Below are 14,278 nucleotides of genomic sequence, written 5' to 3'. Positions count from 1 at the left end.
GCCCGCGCAGCCGGCACGGCAGCGGTATGGCATTGGCGTTCTGCCCATAGGTGCGCAGCTCCACCTTCTGGAAGAACAGGCTGAGGATGTCCGTCATCATGTCCTTCGAATAGTGCCGCGCCATCTAGCCTTCGGCCCGCGCCCATAGGCTCTCGTCGACCGTGCGGTTGCGCCAGAGTCCTAAGAGGTGGACGCGCGCCAACACCGTAAAGGCGCTCTTCCCATCGAGATGGTAGACCATGAGGCGCTCTTCGCCGTCCGGCATCAGCACACAATTGATCTCACGCAGGATCACGGCCGTTTGCAAAGTGTGGTGTATCACTCCACAGGGCCAGACGAAGTCAAACGTCGCCTTGGGAAAGCGATCTCGCGTGCGTTCATCTGGAGTAACTCTGCGTCGACTCCCTTTAGCTCCAGCCGGCGGCGCGTCGCGTTCCATTCGGGCAAGCGCCGGAGCTTGACCCGGAGAAAGGCGGCCTGCAACTCGTCGAGCCGGCTCGAGTGCCCCAGCTCCAGGTGCTCGTACTTCCGGAGCGAGCCGTGGTCCCGGAGCCGTCTCACCCGCTCGGCCACGTCCTCGCGCGCGGTGAGCACCATGCCCCCGTCGCCGCATGCCCCGAGGTTCTTGGTCGGGTAGAACGACAGGCATGCGGCATCGCCCCAGGCCCCCACGCCCCGGCCGTCGTAGGTCGCGCCCACGGCCTGGGCAGCATCGGCGACCACCGCGATCCCTCGTGCCGAGGCGATGGCGGTGAGGGCGTCCATGGCGGCGGGCTGGCCGTAGAGGTGCACCGCCACGATGGCGCGCGTCTGCGGCGTCACGGCCCGCGCCACCAGCGCGGGATCGAGGTTGTACGTGACCGGGTCGATATCGACGAAGACGGGCCGGGCGCCCACCATCAGCACGGCGCTGGCGGAGGCCACGAACGAGAACGACGACGTGACGACCTCGTCGCCGGGCTTGACGCCCACCGCCTTGAGGGCAAGCACGAGCGCGTCGGTGCCGGAGTTGACGCCGATGCCGTGACGGGTGCCGCAAAGCGCGGCCAGCTCGGCCTCGAGCGCTCCTACCTCGGGCCCGAGGATGAACCGGCAGGAGGCCAGCACCCGCTCGGCCGCCGCCACCAGCTCGGCCCGGAGCGCCCCGTGCTGCCGCGCGAGATCGATCTGCGGGATCAGAAGCCGAGCCCCCCCGCCGACGTGCTCGCCTGCCCCATGCCCAGGAGGTTGACGGAGAATCGGAACTCGCTGTCCTGGCCGTAGCGGTAGACGTACTCGGTCGTGATCGCCCAGCAGTCGAAGTGGATGTCGAACCCCCCGCGGGCCTCCGTCGCCCGGCCGGCCGTAACGTCCCAGGCACTGCTCACCTTCACGTCCACGAATCGCGACAGCCGCGCCGTCCCGCCCGCCTGTAGAAAGCGAAAGCCCTGCTGCTCGTTGAAGCGCGGCCCCACGTTCGCGGAGAAGTCGCGGAAGACCGCGGTAATGTCCGCGTTGGCGTCCCGGAGCCCCAAGTCGTAGACATTGTACCGGGCATCCGCGCTGAAGCGGAGGTGCTCATTCGGCTGGGCTATGGCCTCGGCCACGAGGTCCTTGAACTGCGTCCCGACCGGGAGGAAGTTGAAGGTCTGGCTGACCGTCATCCGCGCCAGCTCCCAGCGCACCGGCAGCTCGTTGGGCCCCGACGTGGTCCGCGCGTTGAGACGGTTCGTCAGCGAGTACGTCACCTCGTTGGCCTTGTTGACGGCGTCGATGCCCGTCCGCGCCTCGTAGCCCGGGTCGATGCGGCTCGTCGGGCCCCCGCCCGGCTCCCACTGCGGGTTGGCCTTCTGGTTGAGGCCGCGGATCTCGATGAAGTTGGCGCGCGGCTCGATGACGTGCTCGAGCGCGGCGATGCTGCCGGTGCCGTCGAGGCTGTAGACGCGCGAGGCCCGCGCCTCGACGAGCAGGCCGCCCTCGATCTGCTGCCGCAGTCGGTCGGTGTTCTTGGTCGACTCGATGGTCACCGGGTTCGCCGAGACCGGCCCGAGGGAGACCCCCTGTCCCACCACCTCTCGGTTATAGAAGGTCAGGCGGCCGCCGGCGTAGGGCGTCACGGTGAAGAACCCCGCGACCGACACGGGCAGGTAGAGGCGCGGGTGGAAGTCGGCTCGGACTCCGGCGGAGCCGACCTCGCGGACGAAGTTGACGAAGGACGCCTGCCCCTCGTAGAGCAGGCCCGGCACCCCGGGCAGGGGCTGGCGCAGGCTCGTCAGCTTGATCTCCGGCGCCCGTTGGAGCTCGACCGCGCGGGTCTGCGTCAGGTCCTGGTACCAGTAGACGCGACCGACCAGGTTGAACGTGTTCCAGCGCTGGGTGACGAAGGCGCTCGTCTCGGCGATCTGCCGGACCCGGTCCGCGGTCGTCAAGGCGTAGGTCTTATAGATGTTGTCGTCGGACGTGACGTTGGAGTCGAGCTTGAAGGACAGACTCGGCGTCGCCTGCCAGACGTGCTGGAACTTGACGTAGCCGCGGTTCTCGGGCAGCCCTGCCGACTGCGCCGAGTTGAGGAAGCTCTCGTTGAATCCGAACGCCGTCAGCTGGCCGCGCGTGTCCCGAGAGAGGATGTAGCGGTAGTCGAGGTCGGCTCCTATCCCCCGCTTGGTGTACACATCGAGGGCAAAGGTCAGGTCCTGGCTGTCGTTGATGGCCCAGTAGTACGGCGTCCGCGCGAGGAAGCCGTAGCGGGAGTTGGAGCCGAACTCGGGGAAGAGGAACCCCGACTTCCGCTCGCGCCCGATGGATGCGGCGAAGAACGGCACCCATGGAATGACCGGGAAGCCCTTGACGAGGAACGAGGTGTCGGTGCCGCTGATCATATCTTCGAGGTCGGCTTGGGCCGAGCCAAGGCGGAAGGACCAGGCGGGGTTGTCACCCTCGCACGTGGTGAAGATACCCTGCCGGACGCTGTAGACGCTTTCGCCCAGCCGGTCCATCCGGTCCGCGGAAAGGCGATAGTAGGGCGGCACGAAGGTCGAGCCCTTGTAGACCACGCCCGTGCCGGTATTGAGGTTGAAATCGATGCGCTCCCCGACGAGCCGGTCCTGGCCGTCGAAGAACACCGCCTTGCCCTGAGCGACGGCCTCGCCGGTGGCACGGTTCAGCTCCACGCGGTCGGCGACGAGCCGGCTTCCTCCGCGGGTGATCTCGACATTGCCGGTGGCCAGCAAGAGATCGGAGTCGCCGCCAATCTGCTGCATGCGGTCGGCGACGATATTGGTCTCACCCCCCGGGCCGCTTAGGGACAAGGGAGACTGCTGCGCCAGGGCCGGCCCGGGACCAGCGAGACCCCAGAGGGCCACGGCGAGGACCGCGGCCCAGCCTCGAGGGGTCAGGCGGCCGCGCGGACAGAGGTCGAGCGCAGATTTCAGGAGCACAGACCCATATGGTATCAGCCACGCCGTAGGGCTTGGCTAAAAATATCTGTATTTTCAGTGGCTTGGGCGAGGATCTCGCCTATGAGATAGAGCGAGCCCGCCACACAAACCGTAGGGGTCTGATCCTCCGAGAGGGCCATCTGTAGGGCCTCGGTCGGAGTAGCCGCCGTATCTACTCTTGTAGTCCCGCCGCCGACGAGGGAGCGCGCCAGCTCAGCGAGCGAGGCCGGGGAGGAGGCCCGCGGGTGGTTGGCGGCTGTGCAGATGACCCGCTCGGCCAGCGGCAGGAGCGCGCCCAGGATGCCGGTCCGGTCCTTGTCCTCCGAGGTGCCGACGACGAAGGTGACGCGCCTGCCGGGGAAGTACGCCTCGAGCGAAGCCGCGAGCGCCCGGGCGCCGGCCGGGTTGTGCGCTCCGTCCACGATGACGGGCGGGTCGCGGCGGATCAGCTGGAAGCGCCCGGGCCAGCGCGCCCGGCCGAGGCCTGCGCGGATCGCCGCGTCGCCGGCGCCGAGGGCGCGGGCGGCCGCCGCCGCCAGGAGCGCGTTGCCGGGTTGGAAGACGCCCAGGAGTCCGCAGCGCACGTCGTCCAGACGCCATCCGGGCCCTTCGAGATCGAGCCACTGGCCGTCCAGTGACGCGCTTCGCACCCGCACGCGGAGATCGCGCCCCTCGACGAGGAGCGGCACGCCGACCAGGGCTGCCTGGCGGGCGAGGACGGCCTCGACGGCAGGCTCCTGCCCGGCCGAAAGTGCGACCCCGCTCCTGATGATGGCCGCCTTCTCGCCGGCGATGGCCTCGAGCGTATCGCCCAGATACGCCTGGTGGTCGTAGTCGATGCGCGTGATCACCTCGACGGCGGGACGGCCGACGGAGGTCGAGTCGAGCCGGCCGCCGAGACCCGTTTCGAGCACCGCCACCTCGACGCCGTCGCTCGCGAAGTGGTCGAGCGCGAGCGCGGTCAGGGCCTCGAACATGGTCGCGTCGAGCCTTGCCAGGAGCGTGCCGAGCGCCTCCACGCCGTCGGCCAAAACGGCCTCGTCGATCGGGCGGCCGTCCACACGGATGCGCTCGCGCAGGTCCAGCAGGTGGGGCGAGGTGTAGAGGCCGACGCGGCGGCCGGCGGCCTGCAGGATGGCCGCGAGCATCGCGGCGACGGAGCCCTTGCCGTTGGTGCCCGCCACCTGCACCAGCGTCATCGCGCGCTCCGGGCTGCCCACCGCTCCAAGGAGCGCCTCGATGCGCTCGAGGCCGGGGCGCATGCCGGCCATCTCGCCGCCCCGCAGCCCGGCAATGCGGGCCACGGCCTCGCGATACGTCATGGGACCGGCAGCGACCGGCCCGCGAAGAAGCCGAAGATGTGGCGGAGGGTCTCGCGGATCTCGCGCCGCTCCACCACGAGATCGAGCTGGCCGTGCTCGAGCAGGAACTCCGAGCGTTGGAAGCCCTCGGGCAGGGGCTGGCGGATGGTCTCGGCGATCACTCGCGGCCCGGCGAATCCGATGAGAGCGCGCGGCTCGGCAAGGATGAGATCGCCCAGCATGGCGAAGCTGGCCGTGACGCCGCCCGTGGTCGGGTCGGTGAGGAGCGAGATGTAGGGCAGGCGCTCGTCGGCCAGCCGCTTGAGCGCCGCGGCGGTCTTGGCCATCTGCATGAGCGAGAGGATGCCCTCCTGCATGCGCGCCCCGCCGGACGCCGACACGATCAGCAGCGGCAGCCGCTTCTGGATCGCGAGCTCGATGGCCCGCGCGAGCTTCTCGCCCACCACCGAGGCCATGCTGCCTCCGAGAAAGCCGAACTCGAAGACGGCGAGGACGACCGGGTGCCCCCCGATGCGCGCGACGCCCGTCAGCACCGCCTCCTCGAGACCGGTCTTGCTGCGGGCGGCCTTGACGCGGTCCGTGTACCGCTTGGTGTCCTTGAAGCCGAGCGGGTCCTTGGAGCGCAGCCCCGCCTCGCGCTCCTCGAAGGAGCCCTCGTCCACGATCGAGGCGATGCGCTCGCGCGCGTTGATGCGGAAGGGGTAGCGGCACTTGGGGCAGACGCGGCCGGCGCGGTCGACCTCTGCGCGGTAGACGATCTCCTTGCAGGAGTCGCACTTGACCCAGAGGCCCTCAGCGATGTTGACCTTCTTGGGCCTGTCCTCCCCTTCCCCCTTCCCCTTCCAGAACCAGGCGGCCATGCTCAGGCCCTCGACTCTTCGCCTGCGGGCCTGAGCGGCTCCTTGAGCGACGCGATGAAATCACCGATCTTCGTCACGAGGTCGGCCTGGCCCGCGTGCTTCTCGATGAGCTGGACGATGGCCGAGCCGACGATGACACCGTCGGCCGCCTGTCCCACGGCCGCGACCTGGGCTGGAGTCCCGATGCCGAAGCCGACGCAGATCGGCTTCGTGGTGATCCCGCGCAGCGTGCGCAGGTGCTGCGCCAGCTCCACCGGCAGCTCGGCGCGGGCGCCCGTCACACCCGTCAGCGAGACCATGTAGAGAAAACCGCTACTGGCCCGCGCGATCTTCCGCATCCGGTCGGGAGTGGAGGTCGGCGCGACGAGGTGGATCAGGTCGAGCCCGGCGGCGTGCGCCTCGCCGCGCAGGGGCCCGGATTCCTCGGGCGGCAGGTCCGCGACGATGACGCCGTCCACGCCGCTCTCCACGGCCGTCCCGCAGAAGGCCTTGAGCCCGAAGGCCAGGAGCGGGTTGTAGTACGTGAGGAAGACCAGCGGCACGGTGGTCTCGCCGCGCAGCTCGCGCGCGAGCTCGAGCACGCGGAGCAGCGTCACCCCGGCGTGGAGCGCCCGCTGGGTCGCGCGCTGGATGACGGGGCCGTCGGCCAGCGGGTCCGAGAACGGCACGCCCAGCTCGACGATGTCCGCTCCGCGCCGCGCGGCCTCGACCACCAGCCGGCGCGTGAGCGCCAGCGACGGATCGCCCGCGGTGAAGTAGGGAACAAGCGCCCGCTCGCCGCGCTCTCGAAGCGCCGCGAACGTCGCCGCCAGGCGCCCGGCCGCCGTCATCGCCGGCCTCCGGCCGCCGCGGCCGCGGCGCCGTGCCCGTCGGCACCCGCGAGCGCCGTTTCCACCGTATGGACGTCCTTGTCGCCCCGGCCGGACAGCCCGACCACGATGCTCTGGCTCTTCTTCATGGCGGCGGCGGCGTGCATGGCCCAGGCAACCGCGTGCGCGGACTCGAGCGCAGGCATGATGCCCTCGAGCCGCGTCAGGGCCCCGAAGGCGTCGAGGGCCTCGGCGTCGGTCGCCGACTCGTACTGGAAGCGCCCCATCTCCTTGTAGTAGGCGTGCTCGGGCCCGGAGCCCGGGTAGTCGAGTCCCGCGGAGATCGAGTGAGCTTCGGCGATCTGCCCGTCGTCGTTCTGGAGCACGTAGCTCATGCTGCCGTGCAGAACGCCGACCGCTCCCGCGCCGAGCGAGGCGCCGTGCCGGCCGGTGGAGACGCCGTGGCCGCCGGGCTCGACACCCACGATCCTGACGCGCGTGTCCTTGATGAAGGGCCAGAAGAGACCGATGGCGTTGGAGCCGCCGCCCACGCAGGCGACCAAGAGGTCGGGCAGCCTCCCCGTGATCTTGCGCGACTGGGCCCTCGCCTCCTCGCCGATGACGCGGTGGAAGTTGCGGACCATCATGGGGTACGGGTGCGGGCCCAGCGCTGATCCGAGGAGGTAGTAGGTGCTCCGCACGTTGGTGACCCAGTCCCGCAGGGCCTCGTTGACGGCATCCTTGAGCGTCTTCGAGCCGCTCTCGACGGGGATGACCGCGGCGCCCAGGAGCTTCATCCGGAAGACGTTGAGCGCCTGGCGCGCGATGTCCACGCTGCCCATGTACACCTGGCACTCGAGCCCCAAGAGCGCCGCCGCGGTCGCCGACGCGACGCCGTGCTGGCCCGCGCCTGTCTCCGCGATGATCCGCCGCTTGCCCATGCGCTCGGCCAGGAGCGCCTGGCCCAGCACGTTGTTGATCTTGTGCGCGCCCGTGTGGCAGAGGTCTTCTCGCTTGAGAAAGATTTTGGCCCCGCCGCAGTGCTCAGTGAGCCGCTCGGCGAAGTACAGAGGGGTCGGGCGGCCGGCGTAGCTCGTCAGGAGCCCTCTCAGGCGGCCGGTGAAGCGCTTGTCCCGCATCGCCGCCCGGTAGGCCTTCTCGAGCTCGACAAGCGGCGCCATCAGCGTCTCGGGGACGAAGCGCCCGCCGAAGCGACCGAAGTGTCCGGCGGCGTCGGGGAGCGATCCGGGGTCGGGAAGGCGGGAGGTCATGCCGATCGAGCCGCAGCGACGAAGCGTCGCACCTTGTCGGGGTCCTTGGTGCCGGGACTCGCCTCCACCCCCGAGTTCACGTCTACAGCATAGGGCTTCACGATGCCGATGGCCCGGACCACGTTCTCCGGCGTGAGCCCGCCCGAGAGAATGACTCTCGGTCTCGGCCGGTCGCGGTAGGTGAGAACGATGCGGGCGGCATGGCGCCACTCCAGGGGCTCGCGGGCCTCGCCCTCGCTCCATCGGACCGCCGTGTCGAGCAGCACCGCGGCGGCGACCTTGCTGTAGGACAGCACCTGGAACCCCTCGGTGGCCCGGTACTCCGGCAGGCCCTCGATCGTCGACACCGCCGGCAGCTTGATGGTCTTGATCACCGGCAGGTCGTAGCCGGCGAGGTCCTCGGGTTTCTCCTCGCCATGGAATTGCAGCGCTCCCAGTCCCGCCTCCGCGGCCACCGCCTTGACATGGCCAGGGGCGTGATCCCAGAAGATGCCGACCGTCGTGACGAATGGCGGCAGCTGGGCGATGATCGATGCGGCTGCCGCAGGCTCCACGTACCGCGGCGTCTTCTCCACGAAGATGAAGCCGAGAGCGTCCGCGCCGGCGTCGACAGCACAGCGCGCGTCCTCGATATTGGTGATCCCGCAGATTTTGACCCTGATCAACTCAGCACTCCCCTCACCGGGGATCCACTCAGCTCTCGCCTCATGGCTTCGCCCTTTGGCTCGAACTGCCACGGCCACCGTCCTGGAGCGTGAGCTCCCGCACCTTGGCCGCCACGTCCGCGGCCCGCACGAGACCTTCGCCGACGAGGACGGCGTGCGCCCCCGCCCGGACGAGCCGCTCGACGTCGTCCCGCGTGAAGATGCCGCTCTCGCTCACCGCCGTATGCGCGGGCGGGATCCGCGGCAGCAGCGCGAGCGAGGCCTCGAGGTTCGTCTCGAGCGTCTGGAGGTCGCGGTTGTTGACGCCGATGACGGGCGCGCCGAGCGCCACGGCCCTGTCGAGCTCCGCGGCCGTGTGCGCCTCGACGAGGGTGGCCAGGCCGATGCCCTTGGCGGCGTGGTGGAGGTCGCGGAGGCGCGCGTCGTCAAGAGCCGCGACGATCAGCAGCACCGCATCGGCGCCCGCGGCGCGCGATTCCCAGAGCTGGTACTCGTCGAGGATGAACTCCTTGCGGAGAAGGGGAAGGTCCACGGTCGCGCGCACGGCGACGAGGTCACCGAGAGCGCCGCGGAAGTACTTCTCGTCGGTGAGGACGGAGATCGCCGCCGCGCCCGCGCGCGCGTAGACCCGCGCCTGGGCCACGGGATCGAGGGCGGCGTTCAGCGTGCCCCTGGAGGGAGAGGCCTTCTTCACCTCGGCGATGAGCCGGACGCCGCCCATGGAAGGCGGCCTGAGCGCGGCCTCGAACTCTCGCGCGGGGCCGAGCCCGCGGCAGAGCGCCTCTAGCCCCGCCTGCGGCTTTGCCCCGCGAAGCCGCCGGAGCTCCTCCCGCTTGTGCGCGAGAATCTCGTCGAGCGCGCCCATCCCATGACCTAATAGTCGCCGCGCAGCCCGTGCTCGCGCGCCGGGGCGAGATCGATGCGCGCCATCTGCTCGAGCACGTGCTCGCGCAGCGTCCGCGGCGGCGGGAGGTCGCGCACGATCGTCCCCCTCGCGATCAGCGGTTTGAGCAGCGCCTCCGCCGGTCGGCCCTCGGCGTCCACCGGCGCCGGCTTTGCGGCGGACAGCACCACGTTCGTCACCATGCCGGGCAGGCGCCAGACCTGCTTGGCCCCGGAGCGCTTGCCGCGCTTGGCCATGGGCCGGCCCTCGATCTCCATGATGTCGAGCGCGAAGGAGAGGACGGGAGCGTTCGCGATGGAGGTGCCGACGCCGTATCCGTCTACGAGGGGGTTGAGCTTGAGGATCTCGTACTCGTCGATGCCGCCCGAGGCGAAAATCTTCACGTGCTCGAAGCCTCGGATGTCGAGCTCCCAGCGGACCTCCTCGAGGATGCGGAAGAAGTCGCCGCGGCGGGACGAGGGCGTGTCGAGCCGCACGGCGTACAGGTCCTTGCCGAGCGCCTCGGCGACGCGAATCGCCTCGAACTTCTCGTCCTGGAGGGTGTCGATGAGGGCGACCCGCCTGACCTTCGGATCGATGACCTCGTGGAAGGCCTTCAAGGCCGCGACCGTGTCACCAAACATCAGCACGAGGGCGTGCGGGATGGTGCCGGTGGGGTCGGCGTCGATCAGCTCGGCGGCCTTGGTGACGGCGACGCCGTCGCAGCCGCCGACGAAAGCGTTGCGCTCGATCATCGGCGCGAGCGCGGGGTGCATCCGCCGCGCCCCGAACGAGATGACCGCGCGGTCGCCCGCAGCGCGCTTGCAGCGGGCGGCCTTGGTCGCAATGCCCGAGGCCTGGCAGAGCAGGCCCAGCAGCGCCGTCTCGTACTCCGCCCACTCGACGTAGGTGCCCTCGATGACCAGCACCGGCTCGTGGGGACCGAAGATCGTCCCCTCGTCCATGGCCCACGCGTCCACCGGCAGCCCTTCCAGGAGCGCCGCCGCCTCCTCGATGCCGGCCAGGATGCCGAAGTTCCAGTCGGCCTGGGGGAAGCTCTTGAGTCGGATCTCTGCCTTGACGCGCTTGGTGAGGCCCTTGGCCTTGAGGATCTGTATGGTCCGCTGGAAGTAGACGTCCGACACCTGGCCCGCTTTGATCTCGGGCTCGGACGCGATGTGGAAGGCACGCTTCGGCTGGTTCGCCATGCTGGTAGAGGGCGAGTAGCGCTGGCCCTCAAGTGGGCGGATTGTCCCAGAAACGCTCCGTGAAGTCAAACGACTGCGGCTCCCTACCGCAGCCGCAAGTCCCTGCCCTACAAGGACTTCCGGCTAGAGGTCGAGGCTCTTGAGGTAGGCGCGGAAGGCGTCGGCCAGATCGGGCCGCGAGAGCGCGATCTCGACCGTGGCCTTGAGGAAGCCCAGCTTTTCTCCCGTGTCGTAGCGGCGCCCCTCGAACTCGACGGCATAGATGGGCCGGTGGCCGCGAAGGGTCCTGAGTCCATTGGTCAGCTGGATTTCGCCGCGGGAGTCGGGCGGGGTCTCGGCTAGGATCGGGAAGATATCGGGCGTGAGCACGTAGCGGCCGATGATGGCCAGGTCGGACGGCGCGTCCTTGGGATCCGGCTTCTCGACCAGGTCCAGCACCTCGAACACGTTGCCGCCGAGCCCGCGGGGCACGATGACGCCGTAGCGGCCGATCTCCTCCTTGGGGATGCGCATCACGGCGAGTACCGGGCCGTTGTGCCGCTCGAAGACGTCGAGCAGCTGCCGCATGCACGGCACTCGCGAGACGATGATGTCGTCGCCCAGGAAGACGCCGAAGGGCTCCCCGCCGACGAGCGGCCGGGCGCAGAGGATGGCGTGGCCGAGGCCGAGCGGCTCCTTCTGGCGGACGTAGGAGACCGAGGCCATCTCCGAGATGGTCTTGATCTGGGCCAGCTCCTCGAGCTTGCCGCGATCCTGCAGGTAGTACTCGAGCTCGAAGGCCGCGTCGAAGTGGTCCTCGATGGCGCGCTTGTTGCGGCCCGTAACGAGGATGATCTCGTCGAGCCCCGAGGCGACCGCCTCCTCCACGACGTACTGGATCGTGGGCTTGTCGACGAGCGGCAGCATCTCCTTCGGCTGGGCCTTCGTCGCCGGCAGGAAGCGCGTGCCCAGCCCCGCGGCGGGGAAGACGGCCTTGCGAACGCGGCTCATGCGGGGTCGGGCCTCTCCCCGGTCATCCGCACCTGGATCTTGAGCTTCTTGACCCGGTACCAGAGACTGCGCTCGGTGATGCCGAGGATCTTGGCGGCCCGGGCCTGGACGCCCTGGGCCTTCTGCAAGGCGTCCAGGATGGCGCGCCGCTCCCAGTCCTCGAGCGCCTCGTCGAGCGATCCGGTCACGGCGGGCGACGCCTCGCCCGCCGCCGCGGCCTTGGCGCCGCGCTGGACGGCCGGGGGCAGATGCTCGGGTAGGATGACGCCGTCCGAGAGGACCATGGCGCCCTCGAGCACGTGCTGGAGCTCGCGGATGTTACCCGGCCACGGGTAGGTCCAGAGGCAGCGGAGCGCCTCGGTGGACACGGTGGCGGGCTGCCGCCACAGTCGCTGCGCAGCCCGCTCGAGGAGATGCGTCACGAGGAGCGGCAGGTCGTCGATGCGCTCGCGCAGCGGCGGCATCACGAGACGCACGCCCTGCAGCCGGTAGAAGAGATCGGAGCGGAACCGGCCTTCCGCCGCCATCGCCTCGAGGTCCTGGTGCGTCGCGGCGATGACGCGCACGTCCGCCCCGATCGAGCGCGTGCCCCCCACCCGCTCGAACTGCCGCTCCTGCAGCACGCGCAGGATCTTGGCCTGCATCGCCACCGGCATGTCGCCGATCTCGTCGAGGAAGAGCGTCCCCTCGCGCGCCAGCTCGAAGCGCCCGGGGCGCGCGCGGATGGCTCCCGTGAAGGCGCCGCGCTCGTGGCCGAAGAGCTCGGACTCCAGCAGCCCCTCGGGGATGGCGGCGCAGTTGACCGGGATGAAGGGCCCATCCTTGCGCGAGCTCAGGCGGTGGATCGCGCGGGCCATCAGCTCCTTGCCCGTGCCGCTCTCGCCGTGGATCAGGATGGTGAGATCGGTGGGCGCGGCGCGCTGGGCCATGTCGATGACGCGCTTGAGGGGTTCGCTCTTGCCGATGAGATCCTCGAAGCCCCCAGCCGACTGGCCCTCGCGCAGCACCTTGACCTGCTGCTGGAGCCGCCGCCGGTCCAGCGCCCGCGCGACGACGACCTGGAACTCGGCCATCTTGAGCGGCTTGGTGAAGAAGTCGTAGGCCCCCCGGTTGATGGCGTTCATCGCGATCTGCCGGGTGCCGTGGGCGGTCATCACGATGATGGGCGTCTCGGGCGCCAGGTCGCGACAGCGCGGAATCGCGTCGAGGCCGTCCATGTCGGGCAGCCGGACATCCAGCAGGATCAGGTCATACGAGCCGGCCTTGAGCTTGTCGAGCAGGGCACCGGCGGTCGGCGCCACCTCCGCCTCGTAGCCCTGCCGGGTCAGCGCCTCACGGATGACGAACGCCAAGTCCTCGTCGTCCTCGGTGATGAGGATGCGCTCGCTCACGGCCGCGCTCCGGCGGCCATGACGGGCGCGGTGGTGGGCAGCTCCACGACGAACGTCGTCTCCGACACGCCGTCGCTCTCCACGTTCAGCGTACCGCGGTGGGCCTCGACGATCTGCCGCGCGATGGGCAGGCCCAGGCCCGTGCCGCGCGCCTTGGTCGTGAAGAACGGGTGAAAGATGCGCTCCTGCATCTCCGGCGGGATGCCGACGCCCGCGTTCTCGACGAGCACGCGGACGTGCTCGTCGCCGTGCGACTCGACCCGCACGCGGACGGTGGCGCCCTCCGGCGCCGCCTCGAGCGCGTTCTGGATCAGGTTGGTGAACACCTCGGCGAGCCGGAAGGGATCGCCCCAGACCGGCGGCACGGCGTCGGGATCAACGCGCTCGACTACCAAGCGCGGATCGCGCGGCAGCATGGCCACGAGCTCGTCGAGCGCCTCTGGAAGCGACACGGCCTCCCAGGTCTCGGGCTCCGGCTGGGAGAGCGTCAACAGGTTCTCGACCAGCCGGTTCTGGCGGTCCACGCCGATCAGCACGCGGTCGATGTACTCCCTCCGCTGGTCACCCACAGGAAGATCGGCCTGCAGGAGCTCGAGCAGCCCGCGGATCGTGGCGAGCGGCGTGCGGATCTCGTGCGCGATGCGCGCCGCCATGCCGCCGAGGAACGCCAGCTGGTCGGCTCGGCGGATCTCCTCGCGGATGCGCCGCTTCTCGGAGGCGTCGCGGATGACCAGCACCTGCGCGGTCGCAGCGCGCCCCCAATCCCGGCGCTGGGCGGTGACCTCGAGGAGCAGGGCGTGCCCCTTGGCCGTCACCACCGGCACCTCGTTGTCGTACACCGGCTCGAGCCCGCCCGGCTCGCCCTCGAGGAGCCGCGCCAACCGCTCGTTGCCGCTCTGCAGAGGGAACGCGCCCGCGTCCGAGAGAATGGGCTCACCCCGGTGGGGGTCGAGCGACAGGTCCAGCAGGGCCTCGGCCGTCGCGTTGAACGACACGAGAGCCCCCGCCGGGTCGAGGAGCAGCATGCCCTCGGGCAGCCGCGCCAGGATGTCGCTGTCGCGGACGAAGCGGTCCATGGACAGCGTCAGCCGCCCAACGGCGGCGTCCAGCGCCCCCAGCTCGTCGCGAACGGTGGTCGTCTTCCGGGGCAAACCCCCGTGCTCGTCGCCCATCTGCGGGGAGAACGCTTCGGCCTTCTCCACGATGCCGCGGATGCGGCCCGCCAGGTTGAGGCCCACGATGAGTCCGCCGACGGCCGCGAGCGCGCCCGCAACCGCGGCGCCCGTGAAGAGGAGAACTTTCAGCTGTCGCGCCTGCGGGCCGCTCAGCTCGCTCGCGAAGGGCCGGGCGAGGTAGAGGAGGAAGAGACCGCTCGCGACGGCCGACGCAGCCATCAGGAGCGAGAACACCACGTAGAGTCGGAGCGATACGCGGTACGCCCGGGGGGCCGATCTGGTCATCGG

Annotated in this window: 13 protein-coding genes; all 13 read right to left on the bottom strand. The window is 70.0% G+C overall.

Annotated features, from left to right (window positions below; all coding sequences use genetic code 11):
• Nucleotides 1-124: 124 nt before the first annotated feature.
• The 13 genes from Q7W02_11465 to Q7W02_11405 all read right to left on the bottom strand — a co-directional run bounded on the left by Q7W02_11465 (nt 125) and on the right by Q7W02_11405 (nt 14,275).
• Nucleotides 125-265, bottom strand: a complete 141-nt coding sequence (locus tag Q7W02_11465) for a hypothetical protein (protein MDO8476782.1) — start codon at nt 263-265, stop codon at nt 125-127.
• A gap of 53 nt (nt 266-318) precedes the next feature.
• Complete coding sequence (locus Q7W02_11460; protein ID MDO8476781.1) at nt 319-1,125, bottom strand: DegT/DnrJ/EryC1/StrS family aminotransferase; 807 nt, start codon at nt 1,123-1,125, stop codon at nt 319-321.
• Nucleotides 1,126-1,175: 50 nt separating this feature from the next.
• Complete coding sequence (gene lptD, locus Q7W02_11455; protein ID MDO8476780.1) at nt 1,176-3,287, bottom strand: LPS assembly protein LptD; 2,112 nt, start codon at nt 3,285-3,287, stop codon at nt 1,176-1,178.
• Between the two features lie 143 nt (nt 3,288-3,430).
• Complete coding sequence (locus tag Q7W02_11450; protein ID MDO8476779.1) at nt 3,431-4,738, bottom strand: folylpolyglutamate synthase/dihydrofolate synthase family protein; 1,308 nt, start codon at nt 4,736-4,738, stop codon at nt 3,431-3,433.
• The gene (accD, locus tag Q7W02_11445) at nt 4,735-5,598 is read right to left on the bottom strand and encodes an acetyl-CoA carboxylase, carboxyltransferase subunit beta (protein ID MDO8476778.1); all 864 of its coding nucleotides are present in this window, start codon (nt 5,596-5,598) and stop codon (nt 4,735-4,737) included. Before accD ends, Q7W02_11450 begins: the two co-directional genes overlap by 4 nt.
• Before the next feature lie 2 nt (nt 5,599-5,600).
• On the bottom strand, nt 5,601-6,428 hold the full coding sequence (gene trpA / locus Q7W02_11440) for a tryptophan synthase subunit alpha (protein ID MDO8476777.1): 828 nt from the start codon (nt 6,426-6,428) through the stop codon (nt 5,601-5,603).
• Nucleotides 6,425-7,678, bottom strand: coding sequence for a tryptophan synthase subunit beta (gene trpB / locus Q7W02_11435; GenBank protein ID MDO8476776.1), 1,254 nt, complete (start codon nt 7,676-7,678; stop codon nt 6,425-6,427). Before trpB ends, trpA begins: the two co-directional genes overlap by 4 nt.
• Nucleotides 7,675-8,343, bottom strand: coding sequence for a phosphoribosylanthranilate isomerase (locus tag Q7W02_11430; GenBank protein MDO8476775.1), 669 nt, complete (start codon nt 8,341-8,343; stop codon nt 7,675-7,677). The genes trpB and Q7W02_11430 overlap by 4 nt, the downstream gene beginning before the upstream one ends.
• Before the next feature lie 40 nt (nt 8,344-8,383).
• On the bottom strand, nt 8,384-9,208 hold the full coding sequence (gene trpC, locus Q7W02_11425; GenBank protein ID MDO8476774.1) for an indole-3-glycerol phosphate synthase TrpC: 825 nt from the start codon (nt 9,206-9,208) through the stop codon (nt 8,384-8,386).
• A gap of 8 nt (nt 9,209-9,216) precedes the next feature.
• The gene (locus tag Q7W02_11420; protein MDO8476773.1) at nt 9,217-10,434 is read right to left on the bottom strand and encodes a nicotinate phosphoribosyltransferase; all 1,218 of its coding nucleotides are present in this window, start codon (nt 10,432-10,434) and stop codon (nt 9,217-9,219) included.
• Between the two features lie 123 nt (nt 10,435-10,557).
• A complete protein-coding gene (gene galU / locus Q7W02_11415) occupies nt 10,558-11,424 on the bottom strand; it encodes a UTP--glucose-1-phosphate uridylyltransferase GalU (protein ID MDO8476772.1) in 867 nt (288 codons plus the stop codon).
• Nucleotides 11,421-12,815 (bottom strand): sigma-54 dependent transcriptional regulator, encoded by a 1,395-nt coding sequence (locus Q7W02_11410; GenBank protein MDO8476771.1) that lies wholly within the window; start codon nt 12,813-12,815, stop codon nt 11,421-11,423. Before Q7W02_11410 ends, galU begins: the two co-directional genes overlap by 4 nt.
• Nucleotides 12,812-14,275 (bottom strand): ATP-binding protein, encoded by a 1,464-nt coding sequence (locus tag Q7W02_11405; protein ID MDO8476770.1) that lies wholly within the window; start codon nt 14,273-14,275, stop codon nt 12,812-12,814. The genes Q7W02_11410 and Q7W02_11405 overlap by 4 nt, the downstream gene beginning before the upstream one ends.
• Nucleotides 14,276-14,278 lie beyond the last annotated feature (3 nt).

It is taken from the genome of Candidatus Rokuibacteriota bacterium, assembly GCA_030647435.1.
GTDB lineage: Bacteria > Methylomirabilota > Methylomirabilia > Rokubacteriales > CSP1-6 > AR37.
The sequence above is the reverse complement of the archived record's forward strand: the minus strand, read 5'-3'. Positions and strand labels throughout refer to the sequence as shown.